Origin of the sequence: Bariatricus sp. SGI.161, from assembly GCF_050313695.1 — a bacterium.
Taxonomy (GTDB): Bacteria; Bacillota; Clostridia; order Lachnospirales; family Lachnospiraceae; genus JAFBIX01.
The window spans coordinates 68,060-90,488 of the sequence record NZ_JBNPLX010000003.1; the positions used below are offsets into that span (position 1 = coordinate 68,060).

The 22,429-nt window shown below is 38.0% G+C and carries 19 protein-coding genes and 1 pseudogene; 2 read left to right on the forward strand and 18 right to left on the reverse strand.

Translation table 11 applies throughout. The features are described from left to right. The first annotated feature begins 190 nt into the window (after positions 1-190). A complete protein-coding gene (locus ACQRBH_RS02790; protein ID WP_427744125.1) occupies positions 191-352 on the forward strand; it encodes a DUF6774 domain-containing protein in 162 nt (53 codons plus the stop codon). Positions 353-401: 49 nt separating this feature from the next. On the opposite strand, the gene ACQRBH_RS02795 is transcribed toward ACQRBH_RS02790, so the two are convergent. From ACQRBH_RS02795 to ACQRBH_RS02880, 18 genes and pseudogenes are all read right to left on the reverse strand, one after another. Beyond that, positions 402-1,061 (reverse strand): MarR family winged helix-turn-helix transcriptional regulator, encoded by a 660-nt coding sequence (locus ACQRBH_RS02795; protein WP_427760823.1) that lies wholly within the window; start codon positions 1,059-1,061, stop codon positions 402-404. 136 nt (positions 1,062-1,197) lie between these two features. Continuing rightward, entirely contained in the window at positions 1,198-2,451 is a 1,254-nt protein-coding gene (locus ACQRBH_RS02800) for a Wadjet anti-phage system protein JetD domain-containing protein (RefSeq protein WP_427760824.1), read from the reverse strand. Between the two features lie 11 nt (positions 2,452-2,462). After that, on the reverse strand, positions 2,463-5,846 hold the full coding sequence (locus tag ACQRBH_RS02805; protein WP_427760825.1) for an SbcC/MukB-like Walker B domain-containing protein: 3,384 nt from the start codon (positions 5,844-5,846) through the stop codon (positions 2,463-2,465). After that, on the reverse strand, positions 5,806-6,441 hold the full coding sequence (locus ACQRBH_RS02810) for a DUF4194 domain-containing protein (protein WP_427760826.1): 636 nt from the start codon (positions 6,439-6,441) through the stop codon (positions 5,806-5,808). Before ACQRBH_RS02810 ends, ACQRBH_RS02805 begins: the two co-directional genes overlap by 41 nt. 80 nt (positions 6,442-6,521) lie before the next feature. Continuing rightward, positions 6,522-7,952, reverse strand: coding sequence for a Wadjet anti-phage system protein JetA family protein (locus ACQRBH_RS02815; protein WP_427760827.1), 1,431 nt, complete (start codon positions 7,950-7,952; stop codon positions 6,522-6,524). A gap of 138 nt (positions 7,953-8,090) precedes the next feature. Next, a complete protein-coding gene (gene spoIIID, locus ACQRBH_RS02820; RefSeq protein WP_235232352.1) occupies positions 8,091-8,348 on the reverse strand; it encodes a sporulation transcriptional regulator SpoIIID in 258 nt (85 codons plus the stop codon). 246 nt (positions 8,349-8,594) lie between these two features. Beyond that, entirely contained in the window at positions 8,595-10,337 is a 1,743-nt protein-coding gene (locus ACQRBH_RS02825) for an RNA-binding domain-containing protein (protein ID WP_427760828.1), read from the reverse strand. 82 nt (positions 10,338-10,419) lie between these two features. Then, the gene (locus tag ACQRBH_RS02830; RefSeq protein ID WP_427760829.1) at positions 10,420-12,099 is read right to left on the reverse strand and encodes an SWIM zinc finger family protein; all 1,680 of its coding nucleotides are present in this window, start codon (positions 12,097-12,099) and stop codon (positions 10,420-10,422) included. Positions 12,100-12,187: 88 nt separating this feature from the next. Next, a complete protein-coding gene (locus ACQRBH_RS02835; RefSeq protein WP_427760830.1) occupies positions 12,188-12,733 on the reverse strand; it encodes a shikimate kinase in 546 nt (181 codons plus the stop codon). A 31-nt stretch (positions 12,734-12,764) separates the two neighbouring features. Then, on the reverse strand, positions 12,765-13,991 hold the full coding sequence (locus tag ACQRBH_RS02840; RefSeq protein ID WP_427760831.1) for an AAA family ATPase: 1,227 nt from the start codon (positions 13,989-13,991) through the stop codon (positions 12,765-12,767). 131 nt (positions 13,992-14,122) lie between these two features. Further along, complete coding sequence (locus tag ACQRBH_RS02845; RefSeq protein WP_427760832.1) at positions 14,123-14,299, reverse strand: hypothetical protein; 177 nt, start codon at positions 14,297-14,299, stop codon at positions 14,123-14,125. Between the two features lie 96 nt (positions 14,300-14,395). Continuing rightward, positions 14,396-14,653 (reverse strand): annotated as a pseudogene (locus tag ACQRBH_RS02850) (CHC2 zinc finger domain-containing protein); the annotation flags it as partial. Positions 14,654-15,341: 688 nt separating this feature from the next. Further along, on the reverse strand, positions 15,342-15,971 hold the full coding sequence (locus ACQRBH_RS02855) for a hypothetical protein (RefSeq protein ID WP_427760833.1): 630 nt from the start codon (positions 15,969-15,971) through the stop codon (positions 15,342-15,344). Between the two features lie 230 nt (positions 15,972-16,201). Then, entirely contained in the window at positions 16,202-17,584 is a 1,383-nt protein-coding gene (locus ACQRBH_RS02860; RefSeq protein ID WP_427760834.1) for a hypothetical protein, read from the reverse strand. 36 nt (positions 17,585-17,620) lie between these two features. After that, positions 17,621-18,496, reverse strand: coding sequence for a hypothetical protein (locus ACQRBH_RS02865; protein WP_427760835.1), 876 nt, complete (start codon positions 18,494-18,496; stop codon positions 17,621-17,623). A gap of 478 nt (positions 18,497-18,974) precedes the next feature. Further along, entirely contained in the window at positions 18,975-20,111 is a 1,137-nt protein-coding gene (locus ACQRBH_RS02870) for an IS110 family transposase (RefSeq protein WP_427760836.1), read from the reverse strand. 158 nt (positions 20,112-20,269) lie between these two features. After that, entirely contained in the window at positions 20,270-20,395 is a 126-nt protein-coding gene (locus ACQRBH_RS02875) for a hypothetical protein (RefSeq protein WP_427760837.1), read from the reverse strand. A gap of 47 nt (positions 20,396-20,442) precedes the next feature. Then, positions 20,443-21,486 (reverse strand): radical SAM protein, encoded by a 1,044-nt coding sequence (locus ACQRBH_RS02880; RefSeq protein ID WP_427760838.1) that lies wholly within the window; start codon positions 21,484-21,486, stop codon positions 20,443-20,445. Positions 21,487-22,115: 629 nt separating this feature from the next. Between ACQRBH_RS02880 and ACQRBH_RS02885 the strand changes: the two genes are divergently transcribed. After that, positions 22,116-22,421: a helix-turn-helix domain-containing protein gene (locus ACQRBH_RS02885; protein ID WP_427760839.1), complete on the forward strand. Its 306-nt coding sequence runs from the start codon at positions 22,116-22,118 to the stop codon at positions 22,419-22,421. The last annotated feature ends 8 nt before the right edge of the window (positions 22,422-22,429 follow it).

A 22,429-nucleotide genomic window follows, 5' to 3' on the forward strand; every position in this document is an offset into this window, starting at 1 on the left:
TGTACAGGTTGAACAAGAAAATTCTTCCATTTTTTTCATTTATCGAGCTATCTGCTCATTTATTCGATCATTTTTTTCATTTCTATTCTGATAAGAATGTGATGTAAGTAACTGACGCCCACTCCCCACATATAATATAGAACAAAGAATTTTTTACTATTATTAAAATAATCGTTAATGAGGTGTCAATATGAACGACTGTGTAGATCTCTATTTCCTTTCCACAATCGCCTGCAAATTATCTGAATGTCTCTCTGATGATGAACTTTCCATCATGGCCGCCAGCCTTACGGCACTTGGTGATATGCTTGCAGTGATTACTGCTCGCCGGGATTCCTGTAAAGACAAGTAAATACGAAAAGCAGCAATCTGATCATCAGTAAGCAATCAATATCAATAAATTAATTTTTCCAGGAATCCAGGAGCTTTTTTAACAATCGCTTTAATTCCGCCTGTTCTTCAGCATTCAGCACTTCGAATAAAGCGGACTCGTCCATCCTTGGATTGCCTTTCTCTAACACAGATCTGCCTTCATCCGTCAACTGCACAATGCTTTTCCTTCTGTCATCTTCGTCTTTCTGACGAATAATAAGACCTTTCATCTCCAGTTTTGACAATATTTCACTTATAGAGCCCGGCTGAATTCTAAGAATGTCCTGTAGTTCTTTTTGACTCATCTGTCCCTTCTCAGCAAGTATTGCAAGAATCCCTTCCTGTCCGCCGCCCTGACGCCCTCTACGATGAAGGAAATGTCCAGTCGCATGCATCAGTCCTGCCAGACTGTCTTCTTCGTGCATTCCTCTATGTTCTCCATGATGGTCTGACTGCTCATCATGGCTGCCGTGTTCTCCATGTCCGTGATGTCTGCCATGTCCTCTGTGTTCTCTTCCTTCTCCGTGTTCTCTTCCTTCTCCGCGTCTTCTTCCTTCTCCACGTTCGTGCATCTCTCCATGCTCCTGCCCTTCACCAAGCATAGCTCTTCTTCCTCTTCCACATTTCAAATCCGATATCGGGCAGTGATTCGGGCACTGTGTGCATACTTCTTTATTTTCTGATGTCATAATGATTCCTCCTTTTTATCTCGGTACCTAAATAATATAATATTTCTTTCCATTTGTCAAGGTACCTAATTATATTTTTTTAATAACAAAAGCTCATTCTCTTAGGAGCTTTCGTCATTGTGAATTCTTCTGTTCATCACACCAGTAATTCCTGCTCAATTTCCTGACCAAATTCCAGTATACATTTCTTTAATTCTTCGAGTTCGCCGGCATCCATGGCCGCAAGCCGCTCTTTCTTCCCGGCGTCTATCTCTACGCCGGCCCCAAGTTCCATTGCCTGGATATAATCTTCCTTACTCATCTTGTACGGTCGCAATTCTGGAAATACGTTTTCTTTGTTGAACTGATAGATCCGGATTCCTCCATAATCCAAGTCTCCCCAGTGCCAATATTCAGTTCCTGCGTCAGCTACATCCTTCAGTGTCTTTAAAAATCGTACTTCTTTTGGTGAGAAAAATCCATGGCAGAAAATATACAATACATCCTTTTGATACTGCATCTTTTCATAATTAGCCTTATTCTCTATAACGATGATCTTCTTTACACCTGCAAGGGACTTTGGCATAGCGTGCTCCAGAGTCTGAGTCCCAAGGATTGTTCCATATCGATTCAAAGAAGCATCAATAACCACCGTTCCATCCAGAAGGTATATCAGAGGTCCTTTCCACTCTAATGTCTGCGTATAAGATAAGATACCATGAGCTTTCAAGAGTTCATCATCACTCATTCCATCGGCATATTCCGGCGAATGCCTCAAAATAGTGATTACTTTACTTTCATACTTCTGTTCAAATATCTTCGATGGCGTCAGGCGTTCTTCTGGTATCTTCACATTACGGAATACTCGGGCGCTGAATATCCGTTTTTCTACCGGCTCTTGTAAATGAATCATTTCATCCAGACATTGATATAGCTTCTCATCTTCCATATCTTTTTGAAATGCCAGAGAACAGAGTCCTCTTTCCAATTTACAGATCTCTTCTGCATAATAACCGGCAAGCCAAGTACCTTCTGCCTTCTCTTTCCATTTCTTCATCTGGGAAATATACCGCAACTGTCTGCATCTCGGGTCTTCCATTCCTTCTCTTCTGCAGAGTTCCGGCATAATATCTATGGAATAATGAATCTTTTTTATATCCATATTCATATCGCGCCATTCGAATCGGATCTTCCCAGATTGTCCAAGCACGATATCACGTTCCAGCTCTCTAGCCTGTGACAAGAGATTCTTCTGGCCTCCAAGGAGGCGGATCAGCTTCTGGTCCACCATGGGATGCCTCTCTCCAGAGAGCGTTCCTCTCCGATAGGCTTCCCCATCAATTTGACTGATCAGCCAACGCATCAGTGTTATTGTTTCTTTTGTTCCATCCTTCTTCTCTTTCTTTGCCACTTCTTCTCTCCTTAGGCATCAAGATTCTGAAGCTCCTCTGTCTGTCCCTCGATCAGCTCCAGATAATTTCCTTTATCAATATGCATCATCGAGATCTGATTCTGATGTCTGCGGAATCCGTAGACACTGTCCACGTTCCGAATCAACGACTGAAGACGCTCGTCCGGCACACAGACAATCAGCTGCAATTCCAGCTCTCTCGCATAACGCAGGCACACTTCACTTCGCTCTTTGTCCATCTTAGAAAATGCCTCGTCCAGAAGCACCAGCCGGATCTTGGACTCACGGTTACTCTGCTGCATATATAACATAGCAAATCCAGCCAGAAGTGCCACATATTTTGGATTCTGTCCCTCTCCGCCGGAATCTCGCCCGGCCATCTCATCTACCGCATTTTTCTTCACATTCCCCTGCTCATCTTCTACACGCTCATACATGCTGAAGGTCAGATAGTTGCGGTAATCTGCATACTTCTCCATCTCCTGTTTGTGGAGAGTCCGATTCTGTCCGTCTTCCTCTCGCGGCGGCATGAACTTCTCCGTCAGTCTCTGAATCTGAGACTCGTATTTCTGATAAAAGTCGTCTTCTCCCAGACTCAGCTGTCCATCGAATCCATCGTTATCCAGCACTTTACTGTCAAGCTCCGGCGCCATCAGCATCTCATAGAACTGCCCGTTCTCATTCTGGGCCGGAAGAATATCAATCTGATAAGTACTGTCTGAGAACCGGATTCTGGATAACATCCGGTTGATCTCTCGCTTATGCCGATAAGCTGCCTTTATCTCACCGTGAATCGTGGCAATGACATTTTCACGCAGGGAATGGTAGACCAGACGATACTGCTTCTCGAAGTCTTCTTTATATTTGGGCTCAAAGTCCTTGCGCAGCTGCTCCAATACCTTATCATACACTTCATTGCCGTGCTCAATTCCGGTAAATCCATACGCCGGATATTCCCGGTTAAACCGGCCTCGTGCAAGAGCTCTGGCTTCTTCTGCCCTTTCTTCCTGCTCCGTTAATTCTGCCAGACGGTCGTTTTGTTTCCTGCGATAGGACACCTCAGACTGTGTTTCCAACGTCTTCTGCACCTCTTCCAGCAATTCTTCATTGATGACAAAGCCCTCCTGAAGGAATGTCAGTTTTTCCTGGAATCCGGCCAGATCTCGTTCTGCAAATCCCTGATCCTTCTTCCGTCCAATACGTTCTTCGCCAATCTGCTCAAGTCTGTCATCCAGTTCCTCAATCGCCTGTTCAAGTTCTTCTTTTTGCGCCTTTAGCTGCGCCGTCAAGGTACCATCTTCCAACTCTTTCAGTTCTTTTCTAAGCTGATCCTGCTTCTTCAGATACTTCTCCAGCTCATCTGCGGCTCCTGCCAATTGTAATAACTGCTCCGGATTCTGGTTCAATTGTTCAAAAGTCTGTGCCTGCTTTAATGTATCTCGCATCTGCATGTCCGCAAGCTGATTCTTCTCTAATTCATAGACTTCATCCTCCAGCTCCTTTAACTTCTTCTTAGATACCTTCGTACCAATGCAGGCATAGCGGTCATAGTCCGCTTCTCTCAGATGCCGGAAGATATAATTGCTGTAAGAATAACAATCCGGCGTTACGCCATCACGCACCTCATGAAGTTCTTCCACCGTCTCACATTTATAAATACGCCCCAAGTATCGCCTCAGACACAGATCCACATAAGGCTCCTCTGCTGCAACAGCTTCATATAATGTCCCTGTCTCTGCCTGTGGCTGGTCTCTTTTGATAGCAGCTGTATTGATCAGTTCAACATCCTCGTATTCTTTTTTCTTCATCTTACGGAATATCTTTGCCGCTTCCAGGGCATACTGTGGCTCCGTCACAAGGCTGTGCTTGATCCGTCCCAGTCTGCCTTCAATGGCATTCTTCCACTTTTCCTCGGTAATATCAAACAGATCCGCAAGGATTTCCACATGAATGGTATGTCCGTATCGGCTGCTTAATTCATTCTGCAGTTCTGCCCTGGCACTCTTTAGTTCTTTTCTATATGGCTTCCGGTCATTTTTCAGGTCCTCCACCATCTCTCTCTTCTCATTCAGTTCCTTTGTAGCTGCTCGGATCGTGTCATTTAAGTCATCCAGTTCCTCTCCGATCATCTCCAGCGTATTCTGAATTCCTTTTTTCAACTTTTCAATAGCTTGAATGGACACTTCTCCATTGACCACATCATCCAGAGCCTGCAAGGTTGGATTACTTACATAGCTGCTGATCTCCTCATCCTCGTCCCAGGCTTTCAGCCCATTGAGAATCTCGCGCCACTGTCTGGCATTTCCAGAAAGCAGCTGAAGAGCCGTCTCCATATCATCCAGTTCTTTCTTCTTCAGACCGTAATCACTGGCATGAAGCTCTGCCTTTACTTCGATAAGTTTCTCCGTCTTCTCCTTCTTCACCACTTCCAGATCCGTCTTCTTCTCTTCCAGCTCCGTGATTCTTGCAAGAATTCCTCTTAAGTCTTCCTCTTTTGCCTCCAGACGAGTCTTACAATTCTCTATCTCCACGATTTGAAGAACGCTCTCCGTGCGTACCTTATCTGCTTTCGTCTGCACCAGTTCCAAATCATACTTATGTATCTCATCCAGGATCTCAATCCGGTGTTCCAGATCCTCTACCCGTTCCTTGATCTCCCGATATGCACCCAACTGCTCACTGATGGTCGAAACCGTATCTTCCTTACTTCTCGGAAACATATAATCCTTGATGAACTGTCCTGTCCCGTTGGTCATCCGAAGAGCAATGGCACTTTTTTCCATCGTCATCAGACGTCCCGGGTCAATTCCGCCAAAGATGGAATCATACACTGTGTTCAGATAAGCCTCTTTGGATGGGTAAATACGGTTCACATCTACTCGTCCCCGATTTTCCTCGGACTTGCTCCGCTGATTCAGCAGTCGTTTCAACTGTTCTATTGTATAGGGGGTCCCCCTCTCCGTCAGATATTCATCTTCCGGCATCTTCCCAGAATGGCTGAAGAAGCAATACTTCTTCAGATCCAGATCATTTCTTCCTACTTCAAAAGCCACCCCAATACAAGTCGTCAGCTTACTTCCGGTATCTGCAATCTCCAGTACAATCTGAGAACAGAAGTCTACATTCTCTCGATTAGAAGTTCCGTCCTTCTGAGCTCCACGAAGATAGCTTAAGACACTTCGCTTATTCTTGGCATCGTCTGCAGCTTTATTCAAAAATGTCGAAGCCACGCTTCCATACAGTACCACCTGAATCGCATCCATTACCGTAGACTTTCCAGAGCCGCTTTTGCCGCTGAACAGATTCACATATTCATGGAATTCCATCACCTTATGACTGATGCCACCCCAGTTGTTAATCAGCATCCGGGAAAATATCTTCTTCGATTGTCTCATTTTCTGCGGCCTCCTCTCTGTACTCTTCTACCAGTGCATTAATATCCGCCGCACTGACGTATAGATTAATCGTACTGTATAAATAAATCGGCGTATGATCTTCCACATCCCGGACCGCTCCAGGCAACTCGATCATCTGATGCTTGCTCATCAGATACAGTGCTTCTCTCCACTCCGCCAGCGTAAGCTTCCGGTTCAGAAGATTGGTATTCTTTCCATACTCTCTGATCTCCTCCAGTGTGGTCACTGTAGCATTTAGCCCTGCCCCGAGAATCTTGTCCCTATAGATCATTTTCACCAGCAAAACAATAATGGTAGTCGTCAGACTCATTTTCTCTGTCTCTACACCATCCCCTACCAGCCGGAAAATATGCTCCTGTGGGTCATGGATCAGCTCACAGCCCAGGACTGCCAGATATTCTTCTATAAAGCCTCTATGTCTGACACAGATCTCATAATCCAGATTATCTCTGGGAGTCAGTGTCGCCGGGTCATACCGCATCTGTAAGATACAGGTCTGACGAAATAATTTTGATATCGTTTTCTTTAGATTCTCCGCCTCTGTCACGGATAATTCTTCTATATATGAAGCCATCTCGTTATCCCTTCCTGTTTTTTCTTCTATGTATCCCTCATCAAATATTCCTTACGAACTACTTTTCAATCCTATTACAGTTACTCTTTGATCGTAAGTTCTGAGAAGCGGAACCCTTCTTCATTCTCCAATTCTTCTCCGATAGAAATCTCCTGGTCATTCTCCGCAATCTCCGTTGCATCCTGCCATACAAAGAACAGTTTCTCCAGATCCTCAATAGACTGTACGGTATCTCTGGTAGCCGTAAATCTGCCGTCCTTTATATTCTTTCTTCGGAATTCCGCAATCTCCTTTCCTGTATAAAGCGGCTTTAATACAAAATAATCCAGATCTTCTCTCTGGTCTTCTTCCCGAACAACCGCCTGCGGCTCGAAAGAGCCCCTCTCAGAATCGCGTTTTCTGTACAAGCTTCGTTCCGTTATCACATGGAAACGCTCCGTCAGGTGCATCCGATCCGCCAGTTTTGTAAGAATCTCTTCCTGACAGTTGCTCCGGTTCAGAAGATTCACAAGTGTCACTGTCTGATCCTCTTCGGCCGCTCCTTCCATCAGAATATAGCGGATTCTCGCTGCTGCCCGGCTTGCAAATACCGTCTTCTGCTCAATTAATTTATTATATCTGCGCTCGATGGCATCAAATTCCCGTTCAATACGGTATATGATATCCATCGCTTCCTCGCACAGACTAACTGCACGCTCAAGCCTCCGATACTTTGGCGTATACTCTACAGGAACACTTTCCTCCGATTCCATCTGCGTCTTAAGCTGCACCTGCTGATCCAGAAACTGCTGCCTTCGCGCCTCATTTTCACTCAGGTTCTGGTCAATCAATTCCTTTACCGCTTCCTTATATCGATAGAAACTGTCCGTAGTGGTAAGAATCGCATACTTCTTACTGTCACTGTTATTGATCTCATTGACCAGTACTTCCTGAATCCCCAGAAAGCTTCTCTGTCTGGACAACTCATCAAAATATCCTCGCATACCCTCCTGCATATTCGAAAGCATCCGAAGCAGCGACTGGGAGGTCTGCAGGGCACTCTTCAGAATCTCGTTATTCTTCTCCTTATCCGCACTGTAAGTATACAGATAACTGTATACTGCCAGCACGCTCTCCCGTTCCTTGGTACTGTCTTCACTATACAGACGCTGGAACAGCTCCACAAAGAGCTGACTGTATTCTGGAAATGATACCACATAACTATTCAGCGACTCGTCATAATCCTTCCGAAGCCATCCCCATTCCTCCAGATGCCTCAGACAGACAAACGCCATATTCGACCTGGTCAGCAGTTCTCCTTCCTCGTCAAACTGCTCTTCACTCCAGTCCAAAGTCTCCGCCGCGATCCACTCATTCATAATCGCACAGCATTCCCGTTCCGTAAGCCCCAGAAGCGAATAAGACCTGCCGGATTCCTCATAGATCGATATCAGGAACCGTTGATAATACTCCCTGTATTTGCTCGCAAAAAGTTTATAAAACTCCTTTGGAATCTTATTGATCAAACTCATAGATTTCTCTCCATTTCAAAGTATGAAATAATTATACTACATGGGAAGATAAATAAAAAGCAGCAAGCTGTTTCACTTGCCGCTTTTACAATGGAAACTGAAAATGGTTGGGAAGATCTGATATTCCCAACCACTTTTTTATCGATGTTCCATATGTAAATATTTCTCTCTGGTAGCTAGTCCGCCGCGAATATGGCGCTCGGATTTGTTGATGTCGAGAACCTTCCTTGCTTCCGCCGCAAGCGCAGGATTAATCTGGAGCAATCTTTCTGTTACATCTTTATGTATGGTACTTTTGCTTACTCCGAATTTTTTTGCAGTCTGCCTCACTGTCGCCTTATGTTCAATGATATAATATGCGATCTCTACTGCCCGTTCCTCAATATAATCTTTCATACAAAACCCCTGCATTTATTGTTTTTACAATGTATGCAGGGGCGGGTAGCAATATGCGGTAGTAATAATAGTAACATCGATTCTTTTATTAATAGTATATAGCAGAATGAATGATTGTAAACATAGAGGATGTAGAAGATTATCAAAGTTAAATTCAATAATTTCCTACAAATCAATTGATTGTTCAACTGATATATCAACTATTTATCAACACATCAACTCAACATTAAAAATCCAGTTGATATGTTAGTTCATCGCATAAAAAACATGTCTTCCCTGTCGAACTTTTTTCAATAATCCCTTTTCTATAAGTCTATTTATCGCAACCGATGCCCCTTGAGTCGTAGAAATAGTATCAATCATATCCACAACCTGCTGTGTAGTTATCATACCATTCGCTTGAACAAATTGGTATATCAATTGATCTGTTTTGTTTAAATCAACTTTTGAAATTGATATATCGGCCAAATTCATCTGTTCTGGCTGAATCTCATACTCAGCATTTATGCGATAGGTCGTCCAACGCCCTCGTTTTTCTGCTATAAGCATATTTTTATCTACCAAATCAACTAACAGACGTCCTATTTCGATAGATTGCAGCCCTAAGACAGATTGCAGCCGGGTATTCGACACTTTATCTTCCAAATACGCTGTAGCAAGAATAATTTGCTCTTCGGCTTTCAAATACTGATATATCTTTCCAAATGTAGTACACAAATAATCTGTACACTCCATCGGCATTAATGATACCATCCACAACCTCAATTCAACTTGATGTAATTCCTGATCATCATATAAATCCGGCTGTCTCCATTTTTCCTCTCCCCAAGCTTGTAAAATTGTTGGAAATCCCGAACCAATATTATCGCCAAGACCAATCATTCTAAACATATTTTGAATTTTGGGATTGCGAGCCACAGAATGCCCGCCTTCATATATCGCCTGCACCGGTAATTTTAAATTTCCAGGATTTGAAAACAAAAATCCATCATCATATTTAACGACTTTCAATACTCCTGTGCTATGATAGTCTGCATGAATAATCATATTCACAGCAGCCTCACGAACAGCTTTGTGAACAGCTGTATCATCCACTCGTATCATTCCTTCCAATTTGAATGGTCTTTTTAAATCACTTACTAATTTAGGAAGAATTCTTTTAATAAAATTATACAGGTTATTTTCCCATGAGCCATCATAAGTTAGCCTGTCACTCCATCTTCTGCCTGCTGAAAGATTTGTTTGATCCAAATAATCCATTCGAATATTGTCAAATCGCTCTCTAATTGCCAATCCTTTTCCAAACATTAACAATCCGGCCGTTGTTAATCCTTCTCTTCGAGTTGTTCTATCAACTGTATATGCCCCAAGATTTCTTAAAAACTCTTTGTCTTCCACACCGTTCCAAACATGGTCTGGATTATGATGTTCATACTCGATTCGATATGACTTAAGTGTATTTAAATCAATATCATCCATTGTAAACCCGTCTAAAAGTCCACCATCTATGCCAGAATCCGAAGAATCTCTTATCATCGCCTTTACCTCCTCTTCCGTACAATGATAATCTCCTTCGTGATTACGCTTGAAACTTCCTTTCATAGGATTTTCATTGATATATACAGGTTTATATTTATAATCAGCCTGCGGAACATCAATCCACAATACAGTATGACCATTAACATCGCAGTAGCCAACATTGTCATCCAATAAAATATTAGCACTAACTTTATTACTATTTATAGTATCCCAAAATTCCTTCAATCTGATTTCCGGGTTTTTCACATCTGTAAATGTAAATCGTTTCTCAATATTCATCTCAGACATATGCTCTTCTATTCCCAGTAAAATAACACCACCACAAGTATTTGCAAATGCTGAATACGTCTCCCACACTGATTTTGAGATTTCATTCCGGGAGTCTTTGCATTCTAAAGAAATCCGTTCTCCATATTTTAATAGTTCTAGAATATCTGCACTACTTATCATGTCATTCCTCCCTTCTACTACAATCTCTTGTCGCTATTTTATTATAATATTTTCATCAAACAAAATCCATTCTTTTCCTTCCTCAAAATCCCGCTTTTTTCAACTCATCCATCATTGCAGGTCTTCTACGATAAATTACTTTCCACTCTTTGGCAATCTGATCTGCTTTTTCCCTTCCGTCCGGATATTTTGTAATCTTTTTCAAATAAGTCATCAGCCCTTTATATGCTTTTCTATCACATACGCTTTCCGCATGTTTCCGTACATAATTTACATATGTATCTCTGATGATATCCGGAAACTTCTTTTTCAATACCTTTTCATATTGATCCAATGTATAAATCGAACCACTTTCCACAATCGTTTTCAGCAACCTGTCATATAGTTCTTCAAATTCCAGAAAACGAAACTTTATACCTAAACATGAATTTGTATTTAAAATCTGTTCCCGATATGTACACCATTCTTCCTCATCACACTCCGCCTTTAACAATTTTACATTTTCAAGATTATCTTGTCTGCAAGAGAAAACTTGATAGATCAATTCTTTTTTATATTCCTCTTGTTGTCCAGTTTTGTGATATACCTGAATTAATTGTTCACTGTATTTTGAGACAAGACCCGCATATTCCTTATCCAGTTTTTTGCTTTCTTCCAGAACTTCAATTGCCTTATCATATTCTTTCCTATCAAGATATTCCTTGACCTCCAACTCCCTTATTGCAGAAAAATGTCTGAATTTTGTCCTGTATTCATTGATTTCATTCGCCGAATAATTTAACTCTCGCATAATCTGCAAGCGTTTAAGAATAATATTTTCAAAGCCATAATATGATGAATACAAGCTTCCACAGTCAGTCTTATCACCTGCGCGTTCAATCAACTCATCCAGCATTCGTAACTTTTCCAGCAACATGCTTGTATCATGAAACTCCTCCATTAAGAAGTCGCTGATATAGTCTTCCATATAATCTATAACATAGTTTTTTGGACGTCCTTTAAACCACTGAAACATCTGATCGCGCTGTTCATCTGTTGCTTGATCCAGTATCTGTTTCCAATATTCATAACAACTATTCACAATCCATGTAGTACCACCATCCGAATCATCAATATCCTGATTTCCAACCGTATGAAACACTTCATTTGTAAGCTCAAACGCCTGCATTATAAGATTTTTATCAATCAAATTCTGCACATTCTCGTCCAGGAACTCCTCCAGATCATGTACATAATCCATCGCATGATAATAGTCAACATATCCTCTTCTATCTGAATACTTCCATGCAATCATTTCAACTTCTTGCTTCAATCGGTTCATCTGACCCGGACTGATTTTGTCCACATATTTTGTTAAAATCTGATTCTGTAAAGAATCATCCTTCAGAGCAAGTTCCAATAATAGCTTTCTCACTTCTGATTCATCTATGTTCTTTATTACATTCTCTAACTCAGTTTTGATATCAGCCGGATTCTCTCTTACTTCACTTGTCATCTGAGCAGACTTTTCTTCGATCTCATATAAGACTGCCGCCATATGTTTGCAATAATTTCCATCTTCTGCATACGGACAATCACAGAACATATCTACAACTTCATTATCGTAAATTTCCACTTCTACTTCATAATCATAACTGCCTTCAACTGTGGCCTTATAACCGGTTTCTGTTTTTTTCAAGGAACTGACCGCTCCGTTTTCGTAATAATCCCATCCTCGAGATAAAATATGTGTTTTAAATAAATATTCCCATGGTTTTAGCATTTGTAATATTCCTCCGACTTTGATAAAAATCCGTGCTCACTGTTCACAATACATACTTTATTTCTCTACTCCCAGAAATTGGAGAGGCTCAACTATTTTTTAAACCGTATTCTGTTATTATCCTATCCACCACTTTTTCCGGCGGATCATTATCAACCAACAATCGATATCGTATCCCAATCCTGTCATTAATCATTCCATACCAATCCAGATCTGCCTGAATTTCTTTTATGTAATGATCTTTGTGTTCATTTTTATAATTATCATCTGAATAAATATTGTCATTTTCGTCACTGAATACAAGCCTGGAAAAAATATTCTCTGGAGTATCATACAGTTCAATTAACAGGATATCATCAGCAATAATGCGTGTTTTGAAGTTTTCGGCATAAGATATCGGAGTGACCGCTAAAACTATATTTTCTTCCAGTTTAACAATCTTCTTGATAATACTCCCCCGTTTTTGATCTCTCCACCGTAAGTTTGCAGTATTAACAAACTCTTCAAGAGATATCTCCATGCGTTTTTTTATTTCTTCATCCAGATCGACAAAGTCAAATCCAAGCCGTTCGGCAAGCAATTTTCCAACGGTTGATTTTCCAACATTTGAAACACCGAATAAAAGTATCTTCATTCTTCAATACCTTCCTTTCATCCCGGCTTTTTTAGGCATTGACCGTTCCCCAATCTATGATTCTTCTAAGGTATGGATCAGCGCCATATTTTCCCTCCAGATACTGTTTGTCAAACTTTGCATCTTTACGAACAGATTCTCCTTTACTGTTCTTAAATTCAACCAGAGAATAAAGCTTGGAGTTCTGGCTGTTTCCTTTCGCCACAAACCAGATTTCGTCTCTGCGGAACACTTCGCTATTCATTGTTGACAGATCATGAGATGTAAAGATCAGCTGAGCTCCTTTGCGGTTCACTTCCATATCGTTATACAACATGATAATATGCCGCAGTAACGCAGGATGAATTTTTGCATCCAATTCATCAATCACTAAAGTTGATCCATAAATCAGACTTTCCGCAATAAACGGAAGCAATCCGAACAATTTTTTTGTACCACTAGACTCATCTGACAGATTCAACTCTGCTTCATAACCATCTACTTCATGTTTTGTAAAAACTTCTATCCGATCATGTTCTTTTTCTTCCACACGAAAGTCCAGAATATCCAGATCCATTTCCTGAATCATTTTAAGGACGAGATCCTTAACATCATCAGAATTAGCAATCGCCATACGCAGCTCCTGCATCGGAGTTCCGTAATTCATAAAATCAATTCCAAATTCAAACCAATCCAGCACATCATTTACGACTTCATTTTTCCGATAAGTAATCCCAAGATAGGAGAGTAACGGAAGAGTATCCGATAACTCGTCACTTATTTTCAATCTGGCAAAAGTGCCTTTCAGAATAATTCCCTCATCGCCTCTCTCAAAAAGTGCTGATCTTCTACCGGTATCTAACTTTACACGATCCAGACGTTCATATAAAACCATATCACGTTTTATATTCAAAATATAGCGGTGCTCGGCCAGCTCTGTTCTGAAAAACACCTCAAATTCCGTAGGTTCTTCTTTTTTCTTTTCTGAAAAAGCGAATGGCTCAATAACCAATTTTTTACGAGGTATTACACGATCTTCATTATCACTGGTTGCATATAATGGTCGAAGTACCTTTAACGATAAACTATGCAAAGCTTCAAGGACATTTGATTTGCCACCACCATTCGGTCCGTAAATAGCTGACACCGGCAAATACAACTCGCCATCTCTATCCTTGATAATCCGATCTTCATGTTCAGAAATGGCGGCAGCTTGCATATCAAACGTTGCCTCATCTCGTATACTTTTAAAATTCTTAACTGTAAATTGGCACAACATAATAGTTACCTCCAAATTCCACACTGCTTTCACTATCTATCATATTCCATTTTCATATTTTGTAAACGATATTTGCGATAAAATCTCATATTTTGTTTCTAATTTACGAGAAAGGAGATTCCACGCACCATTTACGCAGAATCCCCCTCATCACACTCTGTCTCCCGGTCAACCTGATCCGCCGCAGCCTGAATCGCTCTTTCAACCTTTTCTGAATTGGCATCAATTAAAATTTTTAATATGTAATCGGCGGTTGCTGCCGCTGAGTTCGGATTATGAAATCTATAATTTAGTTTTCTTTTCTGCATAGCGGAGCTTCCACCTCCTCCCTGCGGTTTTCTCTTTGTCCATAACTATGAGAAAATATATGAAAATAGTCCTTTAAAATATTGTGCTTCGCTAATGTAACTAATTCCAAAATCCTCCGCCAGTTTTACAGCTGCTTCTCTGGCACCGAGTCCAAATAGCTGTGCGGTAAAATCAACTGCATCTCCAGTACATCCACAACCAAAGCAATAATATCTGCGATCAACCTTCATGCTGGGAGTGTTGTCCTTATGAAAAATACATCTGATCAACCCACTCCGGTTAGGTTTGAGCCCATACAATTCCGCTGACTGTCTAACTGTGACATTCTTCTTTACTTCTTCAAATAATCCCATCTTAGCTCCTTCCCATCTGCTGAAATATTGCATTCTGACTTTTATTCAAAAATGAATAAATCGAATTGCTGAAGAAGGATAAAAAGATCCCTCTATATATCCAAATTTTGAGAAGGTCTTATACAACATTTTTTCAAAAACATAATCTCTAACTTCATCACCAAATGAAATACATACAATTTTGAAATTTCCCTGCGAAGCTAAAATGCCATTTCTATTTTTTGAAAAAATGGCAGGAAATCGAGGGTATGGGGCGCTGCAGGTCCAGTGGACCTGCGTTTAGCGCAGGCCGGAGTGAAACGAAGACTGGAATCCCCATCAAGATTACTACTCGCAAATATTACTAAAATCATAAAATGATGATATTGTAATACGCGGGTGGATCTTGCTCTTAAAAATCTGCAAAATAAAAACCTCTGTATCCATTAATTTCTAACAGACACAAAGGTTTGAACAATACATCACTATTAAATTTTTCTTATCCTGCAAGAACAAAATCCCCCCAGTAATACACTATCGCAAGTATTGCTTTATTATATTACTACGGAATTAAGTCTTGATGGGAATTTCTATTCCCCATACCCTAAATTTAACATTATAAGCTCACTAAGCATCCATCTAACAAATTTATTTACGTAATGTAATTTTATTGCCAGAAATAATGCAAATCAAAAAGTACTACCTTCTTCTATCGAAAGAAGTGCCACCATTTTTTACTCGTTTCTTTTATTAAATGGGGATACTCTTTCTCAAATTCAAACGGATTTAGATAACATCTTTTTAACATCTCATCTCCGTATTTTCTTTCATTTTTATTTAAATAATCTTCGACAGAATATCTTTTTAAAGGAAAATACTCCGGTAATGGGTCTGTTTCGCAAGATAGTCTATAAAGTGCTACATCAATCCACGAAAAACATTCTGAATAATTATCATCCTGATCAAAAGGGACAACATAAGTCGGTCTCGATAGTTGTTCTACTCTTTTCACATAATCGACGATTTCATATATTGTAGCCTTTTTTATTGGATATGCAGATTCGTTCGCATAATAAGCATCAACATGATATCGCAATATAAACGGATTCCAATATTCCAATTTAGATACCCATTTATCTTTTATTTCATATTTCCCAATTGATACGTATGCTCCTGCAGGAAAATTACCATAATTATTTTTACTACGATTAAATATTAGAGAAAAATAGACTTCGTTGTTATGCCTATACAAATTTATATAAGAATCATTATTTTCACATTCCCATAATCCCCAGTTTTTGTTTTTATTAAAATTGTATATTCCTTTCTTTTTAGGCACTTTCTCTCGCCCCCACTTTTTACTTATAACCTGATATTACTCACATATCTTTTTGTTGCTAATTTACTTTTATTAAATATTCTCTACTTTTCTACATAGCATAGCTTTATCTCATTCAATACCTTTTTATATATTATAAGATACTGCAAAGCCTTTTAATTCTGAATTAATTTTATGCAATTCACACACATAGAAAAATCTGTTAATCTTATAATCTTATCAGTTATGCATTAATAATTTGATACTATTTCATCAATGTTATATTGTATAGTCGGAACTGAAGAAAAGCCTTTTCCCCATGCCCACAAATTATTATCTTCATCAATTGCATATATTTTGTTATTTAATGGTGTAAAAAGATGTTCAATTTTAGGAATATCCACTTCCCACCATTGGCTTTTATAAGGCTCCTGCGTTCCGTTTCCCAATTCACCATCATCATTTTCGCCACATGCAAGTATTTGTCCACATCCAAAAAGCATAGAAAAATCATAGTCCTCTGTAGAGTAGTAATCAATTATATTGTTTCCACCATGAGACTTAATGCACCCTTCGCTGGCTGCATAATAAAGCCTTTCGCCTTCTTCACTTAAAAGTTCTATGTAATGGTTACCTCCATAATTATACACTTTTTCTATTGTTTGCTCTGTTTCAAGTGGTACAGATATTTGATCTCTACTATCTATATAATATGCCTTCCCGTCAACTAAATATATGTAATAAATATAACTATTTCCAACAATTTCCTCTAAAGAAAAATCATCTAATGCTATACCTTCCAGCTCTTCCACAACATTTACTTTGTCATTCGCTAAGTTTACTATTGTATTATCGTTCATATGTGCATACACATAATTAAATACTCGAGATCCATCGCCATATCCTTTGTACATTAGTTCTTTCACATTATCAAGACCATCTATTTTTTTTGGAGATATTTGTTCGGATCCCCACCACCAAACAGTACCATCTTCTTTCAAGGCATAAATAGTACACATCTGTTCATTTCCGTCATAAGCTATTTGTATAACATTATCAATTCCTGGAACTTCTATCCAACTATCCGAATCAGTCAACGTTCCGTTTCCAAGTTCCCCGTTATTGTTTCTTCCCTTAGCTATAATGGTACCATCTGATTTTAATATCATTTCAAAGCCAAAACCAACCAAAATATTTTTGTTAAAATCATAATATCCGGCTTCTTCTTTTTCAAAATTACTTTTAGTAGTATTATGACTTAATTGATTACTATCAGCTAAAATATCTTCAATATTATACTCATCTACAATTGTGCCATCACTTGCTTTTTCAACGATATCACCTGTATACAGATCAATGTATACGATACAAGCTAATTCTTCAAAATCCGAATCATAATAATAATCAAAAGTTTTTCCAACTACGGTTCCATCATCTAAAACATCATCCATACTTCCATTGGGTCCATTTGGATAATATTCACCATAATAATTATTTATTGTATCCGTCACATCTTCTTCTGAATACTTAATCTTTTGTTTTTCTTCTTGAGTATTCTTAATACTCGAAGTACAACCTGTCATAGTAAAAATTATTAAAAGAATAAACATTACTAAATTTATTTTTTTTACCACAATTTTCCACCTCTTTTTTATCCTATTAAATATTTTCTACTTCTCAACATAGTATAATTTTATCTCATTCATTGTTTTTTCCGATATGTTATAAGATATTGCAAATGCCTTTAATTCTAAATTAATTTTAGCCAATGTATTGAGAACGAATTCTAATGAAGTACTCACACCTATATTCAAAATATTTAATAATGGAAATACTTCTTTATTATCATTTATTTCTTTACTAGCATTTTGAGCCTTCCTAAAATAATATTTTATTTCATCTATTTTGTCGGTAATATTGAATCCGAGTTGCATCGATTCATACCCCATCTTTTTTGAAAAAATTAAAACTTTTTCTATTTTTTTCATTTCCAATGAATTTATACGATATTTTTCTTGTAATTTTTCTAATAATTGCATATATTTTTCATCAGCTGCCAAAAAGGGGCTCTTTTTTTTCTTATAATCGAATATTTTCAATTTAAAATACATTTTTAGTTGTTGAATTTTTTGGTTCTCATATATCTTTCCCCCTATAACGCATAACGGTTCTTCTCTTGTTCCAAGCAACTTTTTCAAATATAAATTTATTTCCATTAATTCTTCTGCTGTAACTTTTGTTTTTATACACTTAGAAAATATATGACTGATATCATTTTTTAAAATTTCGTAATCATTGATTTTTTGCACCTTATAATTTATACGGTACATATTTTCATTAATTTTTTGTGCATCTAATTTTCTCAGACTACTACATTGTTCAAATACCTCTACATACGGAAATTCCATTTTATTTTCTTCTACATAAAATCTATAGCATTTGTATTCTTGACATCCTTTATTTGATATATTAATACCTATACATTCTAATGTTTTATCACCATTTTTTCCATATTGCTCTACATCACAACGAATGTACTCAAGCATTTTTTCACCTTCCTACATTCACCAAAATCTGAACAGAAAATGGAACACCTCCCTGTTATGAAGTGACTTTTGTCAAGAGTAAATTTCAAAAAATTTTTCTTCACTCCAGTCACATTTGTTTTTCTGACAGCATTGGAAAAGAGCCCTAGTTTAACAGTCCCCGGCAGTTGGCCACTCTGTTATTCGTGGATTGGTTACCTACAGGCTAATGGTCCGCCGTTGAGTTCTACGATCTAAAAGCGTGGATCACAGTGTTTCATGTGCGCACATAGGGAGGCCGCAGATAACTCAGACCTTACAGTGACCACAGCTCTTTTCTAATACTGTCAGATTGTTTACTTGTTACCTTTGGCAGAAACAGCTGCAGTATGCTGCTTTTTCTGCTTGACTACCCATTTATCATAGTCTGCTGACTGTCAAGGGTTTGCCGCCTTAGCGGTGCTTGTACCCTTGATTGGCAGTTGACTTTGATATACATCTACACTACTTTTGTTTCAATATTATCTGTCATCATTCCCCATACAAAGCATGCTAGTTCTCTTGCTATTGCGGCTACTGCCACATTCCTTTTCTTGCCATGTCTTATAAATTTATAGTATCGACTCCGCAATCTCGTATTCGCCTTGTCGGCATACGCTATCACATCTGCCGTATTACCATTTTGTCTTGCCCTCAAATCTTTTGATTTATGTCCAACTGCTCCCTTGCATATTCCACCGGATGCTTCTATCAGCAGTTGTCTCAGATGACTGTTCCCTGCTTTCGTTATTCCCAGGCGGTGTATACTGTCAGAGCTTGAGTTTTCTCCCGGTGCAAGTCCCAGATATGCTGCATATTGGTTCCCTTTTGCAAATCTCTCAAAATCACCGGTTTCAACAATCAAAGATAATGCTGTATGTGTTTTGATTCCAAGGAAACATTCTAACCGCTTTACTTTTTCATGATATTTTATTTGAGCTGCGATTTCTCCGATTCGTTTATCAAATCGCTCAATCTTCGCCTCCTGCTCCTCGTATGAAGCCATATATTCATCCAGTGTTTCCCGATACAGTCTGTTGGTGATTTCCAGTTTTTTTATCCATTTTAAATGTGCCTGTGTCCACTTTCTCCCATCATAGCAGAATCCGTGTCTTATACAGAAAGCATTGATCTGTTGTTTGATTTTCTTCAGTGCCAGTTTATGATCATTTCTCATCCGAAGATATTCCTTCACAGAATCATCTTCTTCTGTCGGAATGTAAACAGCATGATATCCACCATACGATAAACACTGTGCTATCATATGTGCATCTCGCATATCTGTTTTTATTCTTACGCCCTGTTGAGTAAGCATTGTTGTTGGCGCAAGTATTACACATTTTATTCCAGCGTCTGTGAGCTGATTGTAAAGTGAATATCCAAGGCACCCTGCCTCATATCCACACTGGATATCATAATCATGGTTCAATCCAAGCTTTTGCTTTAGATTTTCGATAAACATCAAAATATTTTTATAATCCTGTGTCACTTTAATCGTAGCCAATATGCGGTCTTCCTCGCCAATCACCGGCTCCATTGCGCATAATGTGTAATTTGTGGTATGGACATCCATTCCAATTTTTAGTATTCTTTTCATATGAGTGATCTCCTTTTGTATGCGGTAATTCCTGTTACCTTTGTTCTTATCAAACTCTAGTATACAGGTAAATCCACGTTGCTACAAATGTGAGGTCACTTCATATTATCTAACCAGTATTCCATTCTCTGTTCTAATGATTTTTTCATTGCATTTACTTAGTCTCCATAGCAACAATCACCTGTCCAATCCATACTAGATCCATATTGTCCACTTGACCTTTCAGTTTTTTCAAAAACATTTGTAGTCTCAAGCGCCTCCGTTATCTCTGGGAATTCAAACATATCCTATACCTCCTTTTTACTTTTTATATAAAACATAAAGTTCTATATCATTTTTCAAACGTCCTATATCTTAATTTTGCTAAGTCACAAATGTATCGTGGTGGATTTATCACACTTCCTGTATCTAATTCAAATTGTGCTGGGCAATAATCACAATATGAGAGAAATTTACATTTCTGACATTCGCAAACATCATCACTTTTTTTCTGCACTAGGTTTTGATAAATTAGATCAAACGCTTCATCAACACTGTATTTATTCAAATCATACCCATGTAAACGTTCCTTCACGCATCCAAACATTTTTCCTTCATAAGTTATAAAAAAATTATACATTCCCATTTCGCAAAAATATAAAAATCCGTCCTTTTTCCTTTGTTTTCTTTGCTGGGTTCTTACACTGTCATCTTGTTTCTTAAGTTTCCATCTTCCTTCTGCCTCTTCAATTTTAACTATTTCTTCATTGCTGATTCTATGTTCTTGTGATTTCTTATTTCCATTATTTAGCGGTCTAATATCAGTATATATTTTTAATTGCTTACCAAATTCATTTGCTATGATTTTCATATCATTCAATTCGGAAATATTTTCTTTCAATGCTATCGTTTTAAGTGAAAATTCTATGTTAGAATTTTTTAATAATTTTAAATTCTGATACACTCTGTCAAATCCATCATCTTGACCTGTCACTTTCTTATATGTTAGATTTGTTGCGCCATAAAGCGAAATATCCAATACATATGGTGTATATCGTTTAAATAATTCTATAAACTGTTCATCAATCAAAGAAGCATTTGTTAATACACTGACCATAATTCCTTTTTTTCTGATATATTTATATATTTTCTTAAAGTCAGGATGTAGCAACACCTCTCCACCTGTAAGATATATATGCATGGTTCCCATTGCTTCTAACTCATCGATTATTCTAAAAGCCATTTTCATATTCATAATTTGACGGGGCTCCTGCGAATTATAACAATGTACACACTTGAAATTACACGCACTTAACAATTCTATACCACCATTTATAGGTAATCTTTCTTTTTCCACTATCTTTTCTGTTATATTACGTAATTCATTTTTTTGCATTTTATCTAACTTCCTCAAGTAGGTGTTCTTCTATTAATATATTTACATATTCTTTGATTTTCATTTTTTCTTCTTCTGTAAATATAATTGAATAATATTTCTCTAATTGTTTTACTAAACTTTCGAAACTAATTTTACACATGCATATCTTCCAAATTTCTGCTCCCATTGTATTTAATTCATATATCCACTTCCTATTATCACACTTGCCACAAGATGCAAGAATATGAAATCCATTAATTTCTCGCAAAATATAATTAGAACTAACGATAAACAATTGTATTCCTTTCTATGTTGTAATTTCCATTGATTTAAAGCTTAATAAAAGCTAACCCCTATACATAAGCGGACATGAAAACTTACAGTTACTAAACTCCATCAGATTTCTTTAAAATATATCTTTTCAAATTACCCAGACATGTTTACGGATGAATTACTCCAGATATTATTTTCGTTTTCCATAACCCTTTACATTTTCGTTACAATTCATTTCACTCAATGTTGTAATAATCCCAAATGTTTTCTTCATTCTATCACCTATTGTTCATTTGAGCAATATTTTTATTACATTTGAATTCTATTTTCTTATTCTTCTGAGCAATATAATAATTACAAAATGGAGGTTTGACATGGATGTTATAAAACGTATTGATGAGTTAATGAAAGAACGACAATGGTCAGATTATAAATTAGCAATAGAATCTGGTTTATCTTCATCTACTATTGCAAATATTCACCGTAGAAATACTGTGCCTTCAATCTCCACTCTAGAAGCTATATGTTCTGCCTTTGGAATAACATTAGCGCAATTCTTTTCAGAGAATACTTTAAATGTTCAACTGAACACCGAACAGATAGAATTATTTAATCTCTGGATTTGTTTAACTGAAAATCAGAAACTAATTATTTATGATTTAATCAAAGAAATGAAATAGATACAAAA

Coding starts and splice junctions, on each gene's coding strand:
- ACQRBH_RS02790 (WP_427744125.1), top strand. CDS start 191: ATGAACGACTGTGTAGATCTCTATTTCCTTTCCACAATCGCCTGCAAA.
- ACQRBH_RS02795 (WP_427760823.1), bottom strand. CDS start 1,061: ATGACATCAGAAAATAAAGAAGTATGCACACAGTGCCCGAATCACTGC.
- ACQRBH_RS02805 (WP_427760825.1), bottom strand. CDS start 5,846: ATGAGACAATCGAAGAAGATATTTTCCCGGATGCTGATTAACAACTGG.
- ACQRBH_RS02810 (WP_427760826.1), bottom strand. CDS start 6,441: ATGGCTTCATATATAGAAGAATTATCCGTGACAGAGGCGGAGAATCTA.
- ACQRBH_RS02815 (WP_427760827.1), bottom strand. CDS start 7,952: ATGAGTTTGATCAATAAGATTCCAAAGGAGTTTTATAAACTTTTTGCG.
- spoIIID (WP_235232352.1), bottom strand. CDS start 8,348: ATGAAAGATTATATTGAGGAACGGGCAGTAGAGATCGCATATTATATC.
- ACQRBH_RS02825 (WP_427760828.1), bottom strand. CDS start 10,337: ATGATAAGTAGTGCAGATATTCTAGAACTATTAAAATATGGAGAACGG.
- ACQRBH_RS02830 (WP_427760829.1), bottom strand. CDS start 12,099: ATGCTAAAACCATGGGAATATTTATTTAAAACACATATTTTATCTCGA.
- ACQRBH_RS02835 (WP_427760830.1), bottom strand. CDS start 12,733: ATGAAGATACTTTTATTCGGTGTTTCAAATGTTGGAAAATCAACCGTT.
- ACQRBH_RS02840 (WP_427760831.1), bottom strand. CDS start 13,991: ATGTTGTGCCAATTTACAGTTAAGAATTTTAAAAGTATACGAGATGAG.
- ACQRBH_RS02845 (WP_427760832.1), bottom strand. CDS start 14,299: ATGCAGAAAAGAAAACTAAATTATAGATTTCATAATCCGAACTCAGCG.
- ACQRBH_RS02865 (WP_427760835.1), bottom strand. CDS start 18,496: ATGCTTGAGTACATTCGTTGTGATGTAGAGCAATATGGAAAAAATGGT.
- ACQRBH_RS02870 (WP_427760836.1), bottom strand. CDS start 20,111: ATGAAAAGAATACTAAAAATTGGAATGGATGTCCATACCACAAATTAC.
- ACQRBH_RS02875 (WP_427760837.1), bottom strand. CDS start 20,395: ATGTTTGAATTCCCAGAGATAACGGAGGCGCTTGAGACTACAAATGTT.
- ACQRBH_RS02880 (WP_427760838.1), bottom strand. CDS start 21,486: ATGCAAAAAAATGAATTACGTAATATAACAGAAAAGATAGTGGAAAAA.
- ACQRBH_RS02885 (WP_427760839.1), top strand. CDS start 22,116: ATGGATGTTATAAAACGTATTGATGAGTTAATGAAAGAACGACAATGG.